This window comes from Pseudomonas sp. HOU2, assembly GCF_040729435.1.
GTDB lineage: Bacteria > Pseudomonadota > Gammaproteobacteria > Pseudomonadales > Pseudomonadaceae > Aquipseudomonas.
Genome location: NZ_CP160398.1, coordinates 3,170,513 through 3,186,773 on the forward strand (window position 1 = coordinate 3,170,513; position 16,261 = coordinate 3,186,773).

General features: G+C 61.9%; 12 protein-coding genes. 7 read left to right on the plus strand and 5 right to left on the minus strand.

Going from position 1 to position 16,261, the window contains the following annotated elements:
* Window positions 1-166: 166 nt before the first annotated feature.
* Window positions 167-571: an acyl-CoA thioesterase gene (locus tag ABV589_RS14370; RefSeq protein WP_003229628.1), complete on the plus strand. Its 405-nt coding sequence runs from the start codon at window positions 167-169 to the stop codon at window positions 569-571.
* Between the two features lie 58 nt (window positions 572-629).
* Window positions 630-1,529, plus strand: coding sequence for a D-hexose-6-phosphate mutarotase (locus ABV589_RS14375; protein ID WP_367082112.1), 900 nt, complete (start codon window positions 630-632; stop codon window positions 1,527-1,529).
* 151 nt (window positions 1,530-1,680) lie between these two features.
* Here the strand turns inward: ABV589_RS14375 and ABV589_RS14380 are convergent, their stop codons facing one another.
* From ABV589_RS14380 to ABV589_RS14400, 5 genes are all read right to left on the minus strand, one after another.
* Window positions 1,681-2,217: a DUF3299 domain-containing protein gene (locus tag ABV589_RS14380; protein ID WP_007962278.1), complete on the minus strand. Its 537-nt coding sequence runs from the start codon at window positions 2,215-2,217 to the stop codon at window positions 1,681-1,683.
* A 102-nt stretch (window positions 2,218-2,319) separates the two neighbouring features.
* On the minus strand, window positions 2,320-2,565 hold the full coding sequence (locus tag ABV589_RS14385; protein ID WP_003229635.1) for a GlsB/YeaQ/YmgE family stress response membrane protein: 246 nt from the start codon (window positions 2,563-2,565) through the stop codon (window positions 2,320-2,322).
* A 114-nt stretch (window positions 2,566-2,679) separates the two neighbouring features.
* Window positions 2,680-3,762, minus strand: coding sequence for a 5-(carboxyamino)imidazole ribonucleotide synthase (locus ABV589_RS14390; protein ID WP_201236259.1), 1,083 nt, complete (start codon window positions 3,760-3,762; stop codon window positions 2,680-2,682).
* Window positions 3,763-3,772: 10 nt separating this feature from the next.
* Complete coding sequence (gene purE / locus ABV589_RS14395) at window positions 3,773-4,264, minus strand: 5-(carboxyamino)imidazole ribonucleotide mutase (protein WP_003229641.1); 492 nt, start codon at window positions 4,262-4,264, stop codon at window positions 3,773-3,775.
* 331 nt (window positions 4,265-4,595) lie between these two features.
* Complete coding sequence (locus tag ABV589_RS14400; protein ID WP_007962273.1) at window positions 4,596-5,504, minus strand: LysR substrate-binding domain-containing protein; 909 nt, start codon at window positions 5,502-5,504, stop codon at window positions 4,596-4,598.
* Between the two features lie 180 nt (window positions 5,505-5,684).
* Between ABV589_RS14400 and aspA the strand changes: the two genes are divergently transcribed.
* The 5 genes from aspA (at window position 5,685) to ABV589_RS14425 (ending at window position 16,192) form a co-directional block, all read left to right on the plus strand.
* Entirely contained in the window at window positions 5,685-7,109 is a 1,425-nt protein-coding gene (gene aspA, locus ABV589_RS14405) for an aspartate ammonia-lyase (RefSeq protein WP_003229645.1), read from the plus strand.
* 606 nt (window positions 7,110-7,715) lie between these two features.
* Window positions 7,716-9,161 (plus strand): sodium:alanine symporter family protein, encoded by a 1,446-nt coding sequence (locus ABV589_RS14410; protein WP_007962272.1) that lies wholly within the window; start codon window positions 7,716-7,718, stop codon window positions 9,159-9,161.
* 169 nt (window positions 9,162-9,330) lie between these two features.
* Window positions 9,331-10,335 (plus strand): asparaginase, encoded by a 1,005-nt coding sequence (locus ABV589_RS14415; protein WP_367082115.1) that lies wholly within the window; start codon window positions 9,331-9,333, stop codon window positions 10,333-10,335.
* Window positions 10,336-10,470: 135 nt separating this feature from the next.
* Complete coding sequence (locus ABV589_RS14420; RefSeq protein WP_367082116.1) at window positions 10,471-15,093, plus strand: hypothetical protein; 4,623 nt, start codon at window positions 10,471-10,473, stop codon at window positions 15,091-15,093.
* 103 nt (window positions 15,094-15,196) lie between these two features.
* Entirely contained in the window at window positions 15,197-16,192 is a 996-nt protein-coding gene (locus ABV589_RS14425; RefSeq protein ID WP_367082118.1) for an AraC family transcriptional regulator, read from the plus strand.
* Window positions 16,193-16,261 lie beyond the last annotated feature (69 nt).

Below are 16,261 nucleotides of genomic sequence, written 5' to 3' on the forward strand. Positions count from 1 at the left end.
GTTGGCCCGGCCTTTGAACGGGATCAGCCGGTTTCGCAGAGTTTCCCCTTTAGACGCCTATGGAAAACGTGACGAACGCAGTATGTTCGGTGCTGAATCGTTTTTCCTGAAGACGGCTACCACCAGCAATACCAACGAAGAGTCACGGGTCAGAGGCACCCCCGGCATGATAGAGCTCGAACAAGAAGATCCGATCCCGCAAGGCGACCTGGCCTTGCAAATCACCGCACTCCCGCGCGAAACCAACGGCTTTGGCGATATTTTCGGCGGCTGGCTGGTGGCGCAGATGGATCTGGCAGGCACCGCGATGGCCAGCCGCGTGGCCGGTGGTCGCGTAGCCACGGTCGCCATCGACCGCATGGCCTTTCTGGTGCCGGTCGCGGTCGGCGCGCAATTGTCCTTTTATACCCAGACCCTGGAAATCGGCCGCAGCTCGATCCAGATGATGGTCGAGGTGTGGAGCGACGACCCGCTGTCCAGCGAGTGGCGTAAAGTGACCGAAGCGGTTTTCGTCTTCGTCGCCATCGACGGCAGCGGTCGTACCCGCTCGGTGCCGCCACGCGCGCGTTAAACATCGCCGCGGTTTTGCGGTCGATAGTCGTCCCAAGTGTCTGATCGAGAGTTGCCCCATGAACACGCCCAACGTTGAAGCGGTGAAACTGGATGAACTGAACTGCTGGCGCATCCGCCACGGTCAGGCCGAAGTGCTGGTGGCCCAGCAAGGCGCGCACATCCTCAGTTACCAGATCGACGGCCAGCCGCCGATCATCTGGCTCAACGACAAGGCCGTGTTCAAGACCGGCAAGAGCATCCGCGCCGGCGTGCCGGTGTGCTGGCCCTGGTTTGGCATCTTCGAGCGCAACCCGCAAAGCGTCAAAGCGATGCGCGTCAGCGATGAACCGGCACAGGCCCACGGCTTTGTCCGGGCGATGGATTGGGAGCTGGGCGGGATCGAAGCCGAGGACCATGGGGTCAAGGTTGAATTCAGGCTGCCGTATCCCGAAGGCGGATTCCCGGGCTGGCCGCATCAGGTCGACCTGACCTTGACCCTGCACCTGAATGATCAGCTGAACATCAGCCTGACCAGCCATAACCGTGGTGCCGAAACCGTCAGCCTCAGTCAGGCGCTGCATACCTATTACGCCGTCAGCGATGTGCGCAACGTGCACGTCGACGGTGTTGAAGGACTGGATTACATCGAGACCCTGGATAACTGGAACACCCACCGCCAGCAAGGCGAACTGCGCTTTGCCGGGGAAACCGACCGCATCTACCTCGACGCTCCGCCGCAACTGAGCATCGTCGATCCGACCTGGGAACGACGTATCGTATTGAGCGCCAGCGGCTCACGCACCGCGGTGATCTGGAACCCGTGGACCGACCGCGCCGCCGCGTTCAGTGACATGGACAACGATGGCTGGCAGCGCATGCTGTGCATCGAGACGGCGAATGTGATGGATGATGTGGTCACGCTGGCCTCGGGGGCGAGCCATACGATGGGTATCAGCGTCGGCAGCAAAGCGCTGTAACCAGCACCGCAATATCAATGTGGGTGAAAGCCTTTGTGGTGAGGGGATTTATCCCCGATGGCCTGCGGAGCAGGCCCCTGCCCTTGATGCAAAGCGGGGGTCGCTTCGCAACCCATCGGGGATAAATCCCCTCGCTACAATTGTTCAGATGTCAGAGGTCGGACTCCTGCACCACCCGCACCTTATCCGCGTCCAGCGCATACGCCGCATCGGCCAGGTCGTTGCTGACCTTTTCGATCTTCAGCGTGCCGGTCACCCACAACGGCGTGTAGATGTCATCCAGCTTCAAGCCCTTCGGATAACGCACCAGCACCAGTTGATTCGGCGGCGGTGGCGGCACGTGGATGCACGCGCCCGGGTATGGCACGAGGAAGAACAGCGTGCTGCGCCCCTTGGCGTCGGATTCCAGCGGCACCGGGTAGCCACCGATGCGGATGTGTTTGTCGTTCATCGACGCCACGGTCTTGGTCGAATACATCACTGCCGGCAGGCCCTTGGCCTGTTTCATCCCGCCCTTCTCGGTGAAAGTGCCGGTGGCTTCCGGAGAGTTGTGGTCGATTTCGGGCATGGCCTCAAGGGCTTTCTGGTCCGACTTGGGCATCAGTTCCAGCCAGTCGGTTTCCGGCAGTTCGCCGGCGTGGGCCAGGCCGCTGCCCAGCAAAAGGAGAGTCAACAGAAGACGGCGCATGAAGGTGCTCGGTAAAAGATGCTCGGATAAAGGAAGGACGTTGAATCGCCGAGCATTCTAGCCCTCCCTGCCGCGTTGGCAGAGAGGACTTGGTCGCTTGGATCAGTTCTTTTTGATCAGGCCGTAGATCACCAGCAGCACGATCGCGCCGACCAGCGCACCGATGAAGCCTGCGCCCTGACCGGCCTGATAGATACCCAGGGCCTGGCCGCCGTAAGTGGCCGCCAGCGAACCGCCGATACCGAGCAGGATGGTCATGATCCAGCCCATGCTGTCATCACCCGGTTTGAGGAAGCGTGCCAGCAGGCCGACGATCAAGCCGATAAAGATGGTTCCGATAATTCCCATGGCATTTCCCTCTGACTCTGAATGGTAGATATGCCAAAGCCTAGTCAGACTTTGGCATCCTGCCATGAGAGAACGGCGGCTCCCGAAGGTTCCGCCGCTGCCACATGAAACTGTTTACTCGGCAATCAGCGCTTCAACCTTGACGATCTGTGCCTGCAGCGTCGCCATGTCGGCGCAGCGCAGGTTGGCGTGACCGACCTTGCGCCCGGCCTTGAAGGCTTTGCCGTAGTGATGCAGATGGCAATCCTCGATGGCGATGACTTTCTCTACCGGCGGCACCACGCCGATGAAGTTGAGCATCGCGCTCTCGCCGACCTTGGCGGTCGAACCCAGCGGCAGGCCGGCCACGGCGCGCAGGTGGTTTTCGAACTGGCTGCACTCGGCGCCTTCGGTGGTCCAGTGCCCGGAGTTGTGCACGCGCGGGGCGATTTCGTTGGCCTTGAGGCCGCCGTCGACTTCAAAGAACTCGAACGCCATCACGCCCACATAGTCGAGCTGCTTGAGCACGCGGCTGGAATAGTCTTCGGCCAACGCCTGCAGCGGGTGATCGGTGCTGGCGACCGACAGTTTGAGAATGCCGCTGTCGTGGGTGTTGTGCACCAGCGGGTAGAACTTGGTTTCGCCATCGCGGGCACGCACGGCGATCAGCGAGACTTCGCCGGTGAACGGCACGAAGCCTTCCAGCAGGCAGGCCACGCTGCCCAGCTCGGCGAATGTACCGACCACGTCTTCCGGCTTGCGCAGGACTTTCTGGCCCTTGCCGTCGTAACCCAGGGTGCGGGTTTTCAGCACGGCCGGCAGACCGATGGCAGCCACGGCGGCGTCCAGGTCGGCTTGCGATTGAATGTCGGCGAAGGCCGGGGTCGGGATGCCCAGGTCCTTGAACATGCTCTTCTCGAACCAGCGGTCGCGAGCGATGCGCAGGGCTTCGGCGCTCGGATAGACCGGGACGAACTGCGAGAGGAACGCCACGGTTTCCGCCGGGACGCTTTCGAACTCGAAGGTCACCAGGTCGACTTCGTCAGCCAGTTGGCGCAGGTGATCCTGATCGCCGTAATCGGCCCGCAGGTGTTCGCCCAGTGCCGCGGCGCAAGCGTCCGGCGCAGGGTCGAGGAAAGCGAAGTTCATGCCCAGCGGAGTACCCGCCAGCGCCAACATGCGACCCAACTGGCCGCCACCGATTACACCGATCTTCATCTCAACAACCTCAGGCAATACGTGGGTCTGGATTGTCCAGGACGCTGTCTGTCTGCTCGGCACGGAAGGTTTTCAGTACCGCGTGGAACTGTGGATGCTTGGCGCCAAGGATGCTCGCCGAGAGCAGCGCGGCGTTGATCGCGCCCGCTTTGCCGATGGCCAGGGTGGCGACCGGGATGCCCGCCGGCATCTGCACGATCGACAGCAGCGAATCGACGCCCGAGAGCATCGACGACTGCACCGGAACGCCCAGCACCGGCAGGTGGGTCTTGGCCGCACACATGCCAGGCAGGTGAGCGGCGCCACCGGCACCGGCGATGATCACCTCGATGCCGCGGCCCTCAGCCTCTTCGGCGTACTGGAACAGCAGATCCGGGGTGCGGTGGGCAGAAACCACCTTGACCTCGTACGGGATGCCGAGCTTTTCCAGCATATCGGCGGTGTGGCTAAGGGTGGACCAATCGGACTTGGAGCCCATGATCACGCCAACCAGTGCACTCATCGTCGCGCCTCTTCTCTCTGGGCGCCCGCAGGCGCGTCAAAAACAACAAGCCACGCAGGATTGCGTGGCTTGATTGTACGAAAAATGGCCGGACGTACCGGCCGAAGGCCGCGCAGTATACCGCAAAGAAAGCAATAAACAGCCCCCGAAACGACCATCTGTCAAATCAGCGAAAGGCCCGGTTTTATTGACTTGAAGGTCAGCGCTCCAGCATCACTCGATACCTGTGGGAGCTGGCTTGCCAGCGATGGCGTCGGATCAGTAACCACAGGCGGTGACTGACCCACCGCCATCGCTGGCAAGCCAGCTCCCACAGGGTTGTTGGGTGGGTTCAGGAAGCCTGTGCAGCGCCCCCTTCAAGCTTGCGCCACAACAACCGCACGTTGGCCTTGCGCACCAGTGCGCAGCGGTACAGGCGAATTTCCAGCGGCACGTGCCATTGCGGGCCGCCGCAGACGACGAGTTCGCCACGGGCCAGTTCGGCGCGCACGCTCAGCTGTGGCACCCAGGCGATACCGAGGCCCTCCAGGGCCATGCTCTTGAGGCTGTCGGCCATGGCGGTTTCATAGATGGTGGTGAAGCGCAGCTGACGCTGACGCAACAAACCATTCACCGAGCGCCCGAGAAACGCCCCGGCGCTGTAGGCCAGTAGCGGCACGCTGGCCTCGCCTTCCAGATCGAACAGCGGTTTACCGTCGGCATCCGCCGCGCACACCGGGAGCATTTCGGTCTGGCCCAGGTGCAGCGAGGGGAAAATTTCCGGGTCCATCTGCATCGCCGCGTCCGGATCGTAGAACGCCAGCATCAGGTCGCAGCCGCCTTCGCGCAGCGCGTGCACCGCGTCGCCGACGTTGGTCGCCACCAGCCGCGTGGCGATGTTCAGCCCTTCATTGCGCAGTTGCGCGATCCAGCGCGGGAAGAAGCCCAGCGCCAGCGAGTGCGCGGCGGCGACCTGCATCACCTCGCCCTGCCCGCCTTCCAGGTGATGCAGATGCCGCAGCACTTCGCCGAGCTGTTCGACCACGGTGCGCGCGGTCACCAGAAACAGCTGCCCGGCTGCCGTCAGTTCGATCGGCGTGCGCGAGCGGTTGACCAGCGTCAGCCCAAGCGCCGCTTCCAGGCTGCGGATTCGCCGACTGAACGCCGGCTGGGTCACGAAGCGCCGTTCGGCCGCCTGCGAGAAGCTGCGGGTGGCGGCCAGGGCACTGAAGTCCTCGAGCCATTTGCTTTCCAGATTCATCACGTCCTCCCGGACACGCACCAAAACAGGTCACACGTCTGCCGCGCACGCGGCGTCACACGGGCATTATGCCGAATGTGCATAGGGCAGTGTTTAACAGCATTGGCCCAAAAAATCCCAGAAGCCTAGCATTCGCAGCGTTCCGGCACAGACCGGGTCCATATCGAGATGATTTCTATCATGTCCTCCGCTGCATCATTCCGCACAGAAAACGACCTGCTTGGCGCCCTCGAAGTACCGGCTCAAGCGTATTACGGCATCCAGACCCTGCGAGCGGTGAACAACTTCCGTCTCTCCGGCGTTCCGATTTCGCATTACCCGAAACTGGTTGTCGGTCTGGCGATGGTCAAACAGGCCGCCGCTGACGCCAACCGTGAGTTGGGTCATCTGAGCGAAGCCAAGCACGCTGCCATCAGCGAAGCCTGTGCCCGATTGATCCGCGGTGATTTCCACGAAGAGTTCGTGGTCGACATGATTCAAGGTGGCGCCGGTACGTCCACCAACATGAACGCCAACGAAGTGATCGCCAACATTGCGCTCGAAGCAATGGGTCACCAAAAAGGCGAGTACCAGTACCTGCACCCGAACGACGACGTCAACATGGCGCAGTCGACCAACGACGCTTACCCGACCGCGATCCGTCTGGGTCTGCTGCTGGGTCACGACGCGCTGCTGGCCAGCCTCGACAGCCTGATTCAGGCATTCGCCGCCAAGGGTGAAGAATTCAACCACGTCTTGAAGATGGGTCGTACCCAGCTGCAAGACGCCGTGCCGATGACCCTGGGTCAAGAGTTCCGTGCATTCGCCACCACCATGGGCGAAGACCTGGCCCGTCTGAAGACGCTGGCCCCGGAACTGCTGACCGAAGTGAACCTGGGCGGCACCGCGATCGGCACCGGCATCAACGCCGACCCGCGCTATCAAGCGCTGGCCGTTCAGCGTCTGGCGCTGATCAGCGGTCAACCGCTGGTGCCAGCCGCCGACCTGATCGAAGCCACCTCCGACATGGGCGCCTTCGTGCTGTTCTCCGGCATGCTCAAGCGTACCGCGGTCAAGTTGTCGAAGATCTGCAACGACCTGCGCCTGCTGTCCAGCGGCCCACGCACCGGCATCAACGAGATCAACCTGCCAGCGCGTCAGCCAGGCAGCTCGATCATGCCTGGCAAGGTCAACCCGGTGATTCCGGAAGCCGTCAACCAGGTGGCCTTCCAGGTCATCGGTAACGACCTGGCGCTGACCATGGCAGCCGAAGGCGGCCAACTGCAGCTGAACGTGATGGAGCCGCTGATCGCGTTCAAGATCCTCGACTCGATCCGCCTGCTGCAACGCGCCATGGACATGCTGCGCGAGCACTGCATCGTCGGCATCACCGCCAACGAAGCCCGCTGCCGCGAACTGGTCGAGCACTCGATCGGTCTGGTCACCGCGCTGAACCCGTACATCGGCTACAAAAATGCCACCCGCATCGCCCGGATCGCCCTTGAAAGCGGCCGCGGCGTGCTGGAACTGGTGCGCGAAGAAGGTCTGCTCGACGAAGCCATGCTCGCCGACATCCTGCGCCCGGAAAACATGATTGCCCCGCGTCTGGTTCCGCTCAAAGCCTGAGCCGACGCGTTACTTGTAGCACCGCTCACCAGGTCGAGGGACTAGACACCTCTCACCTTTTGAGGGCTTGGGGATTTGTCCCCAAGCCCTTTTTTTTAACTTTCTGATCCTGAGACCCGTATGTCTGGGGACTGAAGAATGTAGAGATAAGCCCTTGTGGTGAGGGGATTCATCCCCGATGGGTCGCGAAGCGGCCCCAAAACCTGCAATCGCGGTGTAACAAGTACACCGCGTGCAATGATTTGCGACTGCTTCGCAGCCGATCGGGGATGAATCCCCTCGCCACAGGGTTTGCATCTACAGAAACGCAGTTCCCGCACAAGCCCGGCGCCGGTAACGCCGGGTGTTTCAAAGCTTCGTTTCGTCGCTTGCACCACTACCGTGCAGACGGGCGCGTCACTGATCGGTATAGTGCCGCCCCTCTTCGCGTGAGCGGTCGTCGGTAACGAGGCCATAACCCATGCGAAACCCGAACTAATAACAAACCCGCGAAATGGACCGGGACGAAACCTTCGCCTCACCTGTTGTGCCGCGCGCAAACCGGTGTAACGCGATGTTTCTGAACATCCAGCATTTGCTTACACAAAAAACAGCGAGGAAAAATCCATGCTCGAAGTCATCAACGACTTCCTCTCAGGGAAAGTACTGATCGTGCTCATTGTCGGGCTCGGTAGCTACTTCACGATTCGCTCGCGTTTCGTTCAATTGCGCCACTTCTTCCACATGTTCGCGGTGTTCCGCGACAGCCTGAAAAGCAGCGGCGGGCAACTCAGCTCGTTCCAGGCCCTGATGCTCAGCCTTGCCGGCCGTGTCGGTGCAGGCAACATCGCCGGTGTCGGCATCGCCGTGACCCTCGGCGGGCCGGGTGCGGTGTTCTGGATGTGGGTGACCGCACTGGTCGGCATGTCCAGCAGCTTCTTCGAATGCACCCTGGCGCAGGTCTACAAGCGCGCCGAAGGTGACGGTCTGTACCGTGGTGGCCCGGCCTACTACATCCAGCACGGCCTGAAACTCAAAGGCATGGCGGTGGTGTTCTCGATCCTGCTGCTGGTGACCTACGGCTTCGCCTTCATCGGTCTGCAGTCCTACACCGTGACCCACTCGCTGCAAAACGCCTTTGCCTTCGACCCAAGCCACACCGGGATCGTCCTGGCGGTGCTGCTGGCCATCACCTTCATCGGCGGCATCAAGCGCATCGCCGCGGTGTCCGACCTGCTGGTACCGGTCAAGACCCTGGCCTACATCGGCGTGACCCTGTACGTGATCGGCACTCAGATCGAACACGTACCAGCGATGCTGGAAACCATCTTCAAAAGCGCCTTCGGTCTCGACCCGGCCTTCGGCGGCCTGCTCGGCAGCGCCATCGTCATGGGCGTGAAGCGTGGCGTGTTCGCCAACGAAGCGGGCCTGGGCAGTGCGCCAAACGTCGCCGCCGTGGCCTCGGTGAAACACCCGGGTGCTCAGGGCGTGGTTCAGGCCTTCAGCGTGTTCCTCGACACCTTCGTGATCTGCACCTGCACCGCGCTGCTGATCCTGTTGTCGGGCTTCTACACCCCGGGCTTCGAAGGTGACGGCATCGTCCTGACCCAGAACTCGCTGGCCGCCGTAGTCGGTGACTGGGGCCGCATCTTCGTCAGCGTCGCGCTGTCGCTGTTCGTCTTCACCTGCATCCTCTACAACTACTACCTGGGCGAGAACAGCCTGCAGTTCCTCAGCCGCAACCGCGCCGTGCTGATGATTTTCCGCGGTCTGGTTCTGGCGCTGGTGGTCTGGGGTTCGATGCAGGACCTGTCGACCGTGTTCGCCTTCGCCGATATCACCATGACTTGCCTGGCCTTCGTCAACCTGATCGCCCTGGCCATGCTGTTCAAGGTCGGCATGCGCGTGCTGCGTGACTACGACGAGCAGCGCCGCGCCGGCATCAAGCAGCCAGTGTTCGACGCCAGCAAATTTGCCGATCTGGATCTGGACCTGAAGGCCTGGCCAGTCGACGCGCCAGCCGCGGGCAAGACCGCAGCCGAGCCACAAGGCGTGCCTGCAGCGCAACGCTGACAGGTGAATGACGGGCGCATCCCCTGCGCCCGTCGGTTACAGTTCGTAAAACTGTGGGAGCGAGCTTGCTCGCGAAAGCGGTGGATCAGTTGACATTCATGTTGCATCTGACGGCCCTTTCGCGAGCAAGCTCGCTCCCACAGGAACTCATCGTTTTCGGAGAATCCCCATGAATTCGTCGACCTTCCCCGCCGCCCAACACGTCATGGTGCTCTACACCGGTGGCACCATCGGCATGCAGGCCAGCGCCAATGGGCTGGCCCCGGCGTCCGGTTTCGAAGCCCGCATGCGCGACTATCTGCACAGCCAGCCCGAACTGGTCGTGCCGCAATGGCGTTTTCGGGAAATGTCGCCGCTGATCGACAGCGCCAACATGACCCCGACCTACTGGCAGCAACTGCGCGAAGCGGTGGTCGATGCGGTGGACGTGCAAGGCTGCGACAGCGTGCTGATCCTGCACGGCACCGACACCCTGGCCTACAGCGCTGCGGCGATGAGCTTCCAGTTGCTCGGCCTGCATGCCCGTGTGTGTTTCACCGGTTCAATGCTGCCGGCCGGCGTGACTGACAGCGATGCCTGGGAAAACCTCGGTGGCGCGCTGGTTGCTCTCGGTCAGGGTCTGGCGCCGGGCGTGCACCTGTACTTCCATGGCGAGCTGCTGGCGCCGACTCACTGCGCGAAAGTGCGCAGCTTCGGTCGGCATCCGTTCAAGCGCCTGGAGCGTCAGAACGGCGGTGTGAAAGCGCCGTCGATTCCGGCTGCGCTGAACTACAACCAGCCGAAACAACTGGCCAAGGTTGCCGTGCTGCCGCTGTTCCCCGGCATCGGCGCCGAGACGGTTGATGGCCTGCTGGCCAGCGGCATCCGGGGTCTGGTGCTGGAGTGCTACGGCAGCGGCACCGGGCCGAGCGACAATCCCGAGTTCCTCGCCAGCCTCGGTCGCGCCCGGGACAACGGTGTGGTAGTGGTCGCGGTCACGCAGTGCCATGAAGGCGGGGTCGAGCTGGATGTGTATGAAGCTGGCAGCCGTCTGCGTGGCGTCGGTGTGCTGTCCGGTGGCGGCATGACCCGCGAGGCGGCGTTCGGCAAGCTGCACGGCTTGCTCGGTGCCGGCCTGGACAACACCGAAGTGCGACGTCTGATCGAACTCGACCTGTGTGGCGAATTGCGCTGAGCCTTTTCCGGCGCCGGCGATAATCCGGCGCCCTACATATCTACCACCCATGCTGCATCGTGCCTCTCTAGCATGGAGCGACCCCGAAAGCTTGACCTCGGGATCGCCTCCATCACCAGAACGCAGGGACGCACGATGAGTTCAGCAACCACAAGCTCCACCCGGCAGACGGCCGCCGGCACCAATCCCACCGAAGCCCTGATCACTCAATTGAGTGTCGGCCCCGACTTGCGCGACGTGGCCGGCGTGCTGTTGCGCGAGCATTTGCGCAAGCTGTACCCCACGCTTGATCTGGAGCCGAGCATTACCATGATCGGCAAGCCGCAATGGTCCATCGTTGACGAACAGATCGTTGCCGGAAATCCGACCTACCAGGCCTTGACCGAAATCCTCGCCAACCAGGTCGTGCAGGGCACACCGACGCTGTGTATCGAAGGTGAACACTTTCTGACGCAACAACCGATCAGCGAGCCGGCCGTCCACCTGCCGGTACGCATCGACGAAATCGCCAGCCTGCTCAACCTGCTGGCTCCGGTCATGCTCACGGCGTTTCAGGAGCAACAACTGGCGTACTGGAACAGCGCCGACGACAGCAGCGGCCCGCGCTGGCATGCGCTGTCGGACACCCTGCGCGAGGTCTGGAACGTCGATCAGGTGCAGGGCTGGAGCGAGAGTGACTGCGCAATGGCCCGCGCGCTGTATCGCAATGCGGATCTGGCCAGCAGGAAAATCGATGATCCCTACCAGAGCAGCGCCTGCCTGATCGCCATTGACCTGGTCGATGACGGAACCGTGAAGCACTTGAACGAAGTATCGATGGCGGTGCTGATCGGCACACAGCAGGGAAAAACGGTGATCCTCGCCCACTCGCTGCTCAAGGGCTACCAGAAGTTCGACGCTCTTGATGAACTGGGCCAATCCTTGCCTGAGCATGTCAGCAACCTCCAGCCATACCAGCAACTGAAATGGCGATTACTGGAACCCTCGGGCAGCATCTTCGATTATCAGGCGTGCGCACTGGTCTCAATTCAGATCGATGTGATCGGCGCGCTGGATTTTTCTCCTGCCACACCTGCGCCACTCGACAAGCCATTGTCCACGGCCACCCCGCAAGTCGACGCAGCGGCGAAAAAGCCCGGCCCGCCATTGAGCTGGTTCCAGGATGCCCTGCCTGACTGGCTCAGCGCTGCATCACTGCCGGATCTGAACAACTATTCCCGGCACTTGAAGGATCTGGCTGCGCTGCATAGCCAGAACACTGGCAAGTCCTATCTGGATGGCATCCTGCCAATCAGCGAATACGCGCTGAGCGAAATGAACATCCTGCATGCCGAGACCCTTCGCGAGCACGCCGATGCGCAGCGTGCCGACCTGGAAACAGCCCTGGAGTCGATCCAGTTGCGGGTCAAAAGTCCGGTGATCTGGGGCACCTTTACTGTTCCGGGAAAAATCGAGACTTACAATTTCAGCGTCACCGATCTGGCCTTGCAGAATCTGATTGCAGTGCCGATAGGCAACAAGACCCTGCACTCCACCCGTGGCAAGCCATTGCCGACATGGCTAACCGTAAGCTATCTGGAAGACCTGGTAACCCGCGCGGATATCGGTACGACCTACCCGGCGCTGATCAAGAGCCAGTTGGTCGACACCACGCCAGCATCCGCCGGGCGACAGGCACTGTTCACACAGCACTTGCGCATCCAGTTGCCGCTGCTGGCCCTGCAATCGAAAATTCGCGGCAAGGCCGGTATCGACGCACGCGGTTACCGCTATGTCGTCGCGGTGCTGGACCCCGACCGCAACCATCGCATGGTCGAGGACCAGACCATCGTCATGCGGCCTCTGGCTTTCGTTCCTCAACGCAGAACAGACGGCAGCCATGACGAAGTCGCCAACATGTTCGTGATCGGTCCTGAAGACCCGAGCGCCGGACCGTGTCTGCTGTATCGACCGATGCTCGACCAGCCGTTGACCCAATACCCTTCCCCCAGCAACTTGCTGTACGCCATCCAGCAATCCGCCAGCCTGCGTGACTCGGTGCTCGCCTGGCTCCCGGACCGCGTGCGCAGCGACTACGCCAACTATGTGTTTCCAGGCACGTTGCCTTCCCCCTGGGCCGTCACCGAATTTCTGGTGGATGCGGAAAAAATGAGGGTCATGAGCGGGCCGATCAGTCTCGGTAGAAAGACCGTGGAGGGCGACCTGCCAGGCGCGCTGTTCAAAGCCAATGCGTGGGCGCTGGTCGAGCTGGCCGACCGCCAGTCGGTGTCAAATGCGGAAAGTCGCTGGGCCAGTTTCAAACGGGCCGGATGGACCCTGTTCAATGCCGTCCTGCCGTTCCTCGGACGCACGGTGGGGGTCGCGACGTGGATCTGGCAGGTGATGGAGCAACTGCAAGCCCTGAAGGAAGCCCGCGAGCAGGATGACTCTTCCGCGCAATGGTCAGCGTTCACCGAGGTGCTGCTCAATCTGGGGATGGCAATCACGTTGCACATCGCAGGTCGCTCCCGACCACGACTGGCCCATGAGGCAGCGGCAAGCGAAACACCGAAAAGCCCTGAACCCATGACCACGGAAATCACCGTGCAGCAACTGGAAAAAAGCGCTCCCCATGAAACCGCGGACCTGCAGCAGACCCTGAATATCAGCGGCGCGGCGAATCGCACGCCGGCAAGTCTGGGCACCGTGCTGACGCGCTTCAAAACCCTTCGCCCGCAACATCTGGGCAGCGCCAACACCACGCCAGGGCCCTATCGCAATCTCTACAGCTACAACAGCAAATGGTACGCCCCGGTGGGCCGTGACTGGTTCGAGGTCGCGGTGGACGAAAACGGCACCGTCATGATCATCGATCCGCAGGATCCAGCCCATACCGGCCCAGCCCTGATCGGCAATCTGCGTGGCGAATGGTTCGTCGATACCCGCCTGCGTCTGCGCGGTGGCGGCTCGACCGGCCTGACCCAGCTGGCTGACGCACAACGCCGCATCGAAGCGGAAAACCTGCGCACCCGCCTGACCGCCTTTGAAAGCCGTAAAGCGGCAGCGCAAGGCGAGCTGGAACAGGTCCGCCAGGCAATGAACGCCGCCACCGCTCAGACCGCTGCGGCCCATCGCCATCTCTTTCTCCAGTCTCTGGACAGGCAACGCGTCGCTTATGCCCAGGCGTTGAGCGATCTCAAGGCGTTGCATGTATTCTCGCCAACGGCTGACTACCAACAGAGATCCCTGGGCTACCTGAAGGCGCAGCTCGAACTGATCCATGCGGGGATTCGCGAAGCGCTGACCCTGTTCACGCCGACATTGCGCAGCGTACTCAATCATCTCGAAGGCCAGGCTGAACAGCCCCAGAACCGGCATATTGCCGAGACGCAGCAGATGCTTGAACTCAATTTGGACATGATCACGCGTCTGGAGCAGATCCAGGCACAACTGGAGCAACTCAAAGAGTTCGAGAGAGACGGCTTGCGCCTGATTCAACTGACCCGCAAGGCACTCCCGGCGTACTCGATCGACGATCTCAAGGCACTGCAAGTGACACTGGCGCGCAATGTCTGCCTGCCCGAACACTCGGTAGCGACCGCCGCGGATGCCTGGCTCAGTCTCGACCAGATTGTCGATACCGCCGACATCGCCGTTCAGGCACTGCGTGACACTCTGGAGGAGCGCAGCGTTTCCCGGCTCGATGAACGCATCGACTGCCTCAACGATCTGATCGAACAATTCAACGTACTCGACGAGCGCCTGGCGGACTTCAAGTCCGCGTACGCTGAAAGTGTGCAAGAGGCGCCGCTGGCAAATCTTCGCCAACAGCTTGAGCAATTCAACCGCAGCGCCCGCCACAACCTGGTGCTGTTGCTCGAAGAGCGCGACACGTTGCGTAGCCGCCCGGCGCCTCCCGTGCAACCGCCAAGGCCGAAAAAGAAGTTCATCCGCACCCGCTACAACGGCGTGCTGATCGGCGAGCCGCGCCTGACGGCACAGGGCCTGGAAACCGACCTGGTCGATATCAAGTCACCGCTCACGGACAAGGTCATCTCGACCTTTCATCAAAAACCCCCCGGGGTGTGGGTCGAACGTGTCAACACTGCCTTGCCGACGCCGACGCCAGCGCTCGAAACCAGTCTGAACAAGGGGCAGAACCTGCTCGACGGCCTGCCGGCGTTCACCCTGCGCATGAACGAACTCATGACCCGGGACGGGCGCTCAGCGGTCGGGATCGAGTACCTGTTTCACCAGCACGCCCTGCAACTGGAACACGTCAGCGCGGCCGTTGAACAGGCCCTGACCGACAGTAACGCCACCGACAGCAGCCAGCGCTCGGCTGCGGTGCTGAACAAGGCGCTGAGCGATGCCGTCGACAGCCTGTATCAGCAAGCCAAAACCGCGATGTCGCTGATGACCAGGGCACAATCACCCACGCCATCGGCTGTCGCCTGGCTTCAGGCCAATGACAGCATCCGAATTGCGCAAACCGTCAGGCGGCGCCGCCTCAGGGGCGGCAAGGCGCTCTACCTGGACGAATACACCATCACTGATCAGACCACCCGCAAAGTGCTGTGGTACGCGCACTTTCTGTATTCGACCTCGTGGGTGCCGGACAAAGCCTATCTTTCTGCCCGGCTGAAAACCCCGCAAGAGCAGCAACTGGGATCCGAGGCCGACAGCACTCGCGGGCTGAGCCGCGCCCAACGACTGGCCTATTACCGCAGCATGATCGGCGTGGAGCAGGCCCGGCAGCTGTTTTTCAGCGCAGGTTGAGGCACCCGACGATGACCGTGCATGACGTCTCGCCAGCGTATGGGACGTCATGCGCGGCACGCTACTTGCTGGCACTTTTGCCAAAAACCAGCGGATGCCGCCCATGCTCCACTCCCACCTCACCACGCTCAACGCCGTCTCGCTGGTGCTCAACACCTTCAAGGCCGAAGGCTTGTCGAGCGACGCGCTGCTGGCCGGCAGCGGCATCAGTGCGGCGGATCTAGCCCGTGCCGATACGCGTATCACCACCAATCAGGAAATGCAGGTCTGCGCCAACGCGGTCGCGCTCAAGCATGACATTGGCCTGGAACTGGGCCGGCGGATGCACGTTTCCTGCTACGGCATCCTCGGTTACGCCCTGCTCACCAGTGCCACCTTAGGTGACGCTTTGCGCCTGGCGATTCGCTATCCGGCGCTGCTGGGAACACTTTTCGAACTGCGCCTCGAAGACGATGGCGAGCAGGTCTGGTTCGTCGCCGCCGATTACCGCGAGAGTCCGTCAATGGCGGTGTTCAACGCGGAATTCTGCCTGGTGTCGTTGAAAGTCATCTGTGACGACCTGCTCGGGCATCCGCTGCCGTTGCTGGCGACACGCTTTGAACATGCCGCGCCGGATTATCGCGACAGCTACGCCGAACACTTCGACAGCCCGCTGCACTTCGCCGCCAAGGACAACGCCTTCGCCTTCGACCGGCGCTGGCTCGATCAACCGTTGCCATTGGCCGACAGCATCACCCATCAGGCCATGGCCGACCGCTGCCGCAAACAGAACATCGAGTTCACCGGGCGGCAGGCGTGGCTGGGGCGGATTCGTCAGCTGCTCAGTGCGCAGCTCAACGCCGCGCCGGGCCTGGAGGGGCTGGCCCAGCAGATGAAATGTTCGCCGCGCACCTTGCGCCGGCACCTGAAGGACATGGGCAGTAGTTATCAGGAGCTGCTCGACGAACTGCGCTTCGAGCGGGCCAAGCAGATGCTGTGTGAAGATCAGTTGCCGATCTACCGCATCGCCGAGACCCTGGGCTTCAGCGAGACCGCGAGTTTCCGCCATGCGTTCGTGCGCTGGAGCGGCGTGGCGCCGAGCCAGTTTCGCCCGCACTGAGAACCTCCTGTAGGAGTGAGCCTGCTCGCAATTGCCATCCAGCATTCAACATTTATATTGGCTGACAGA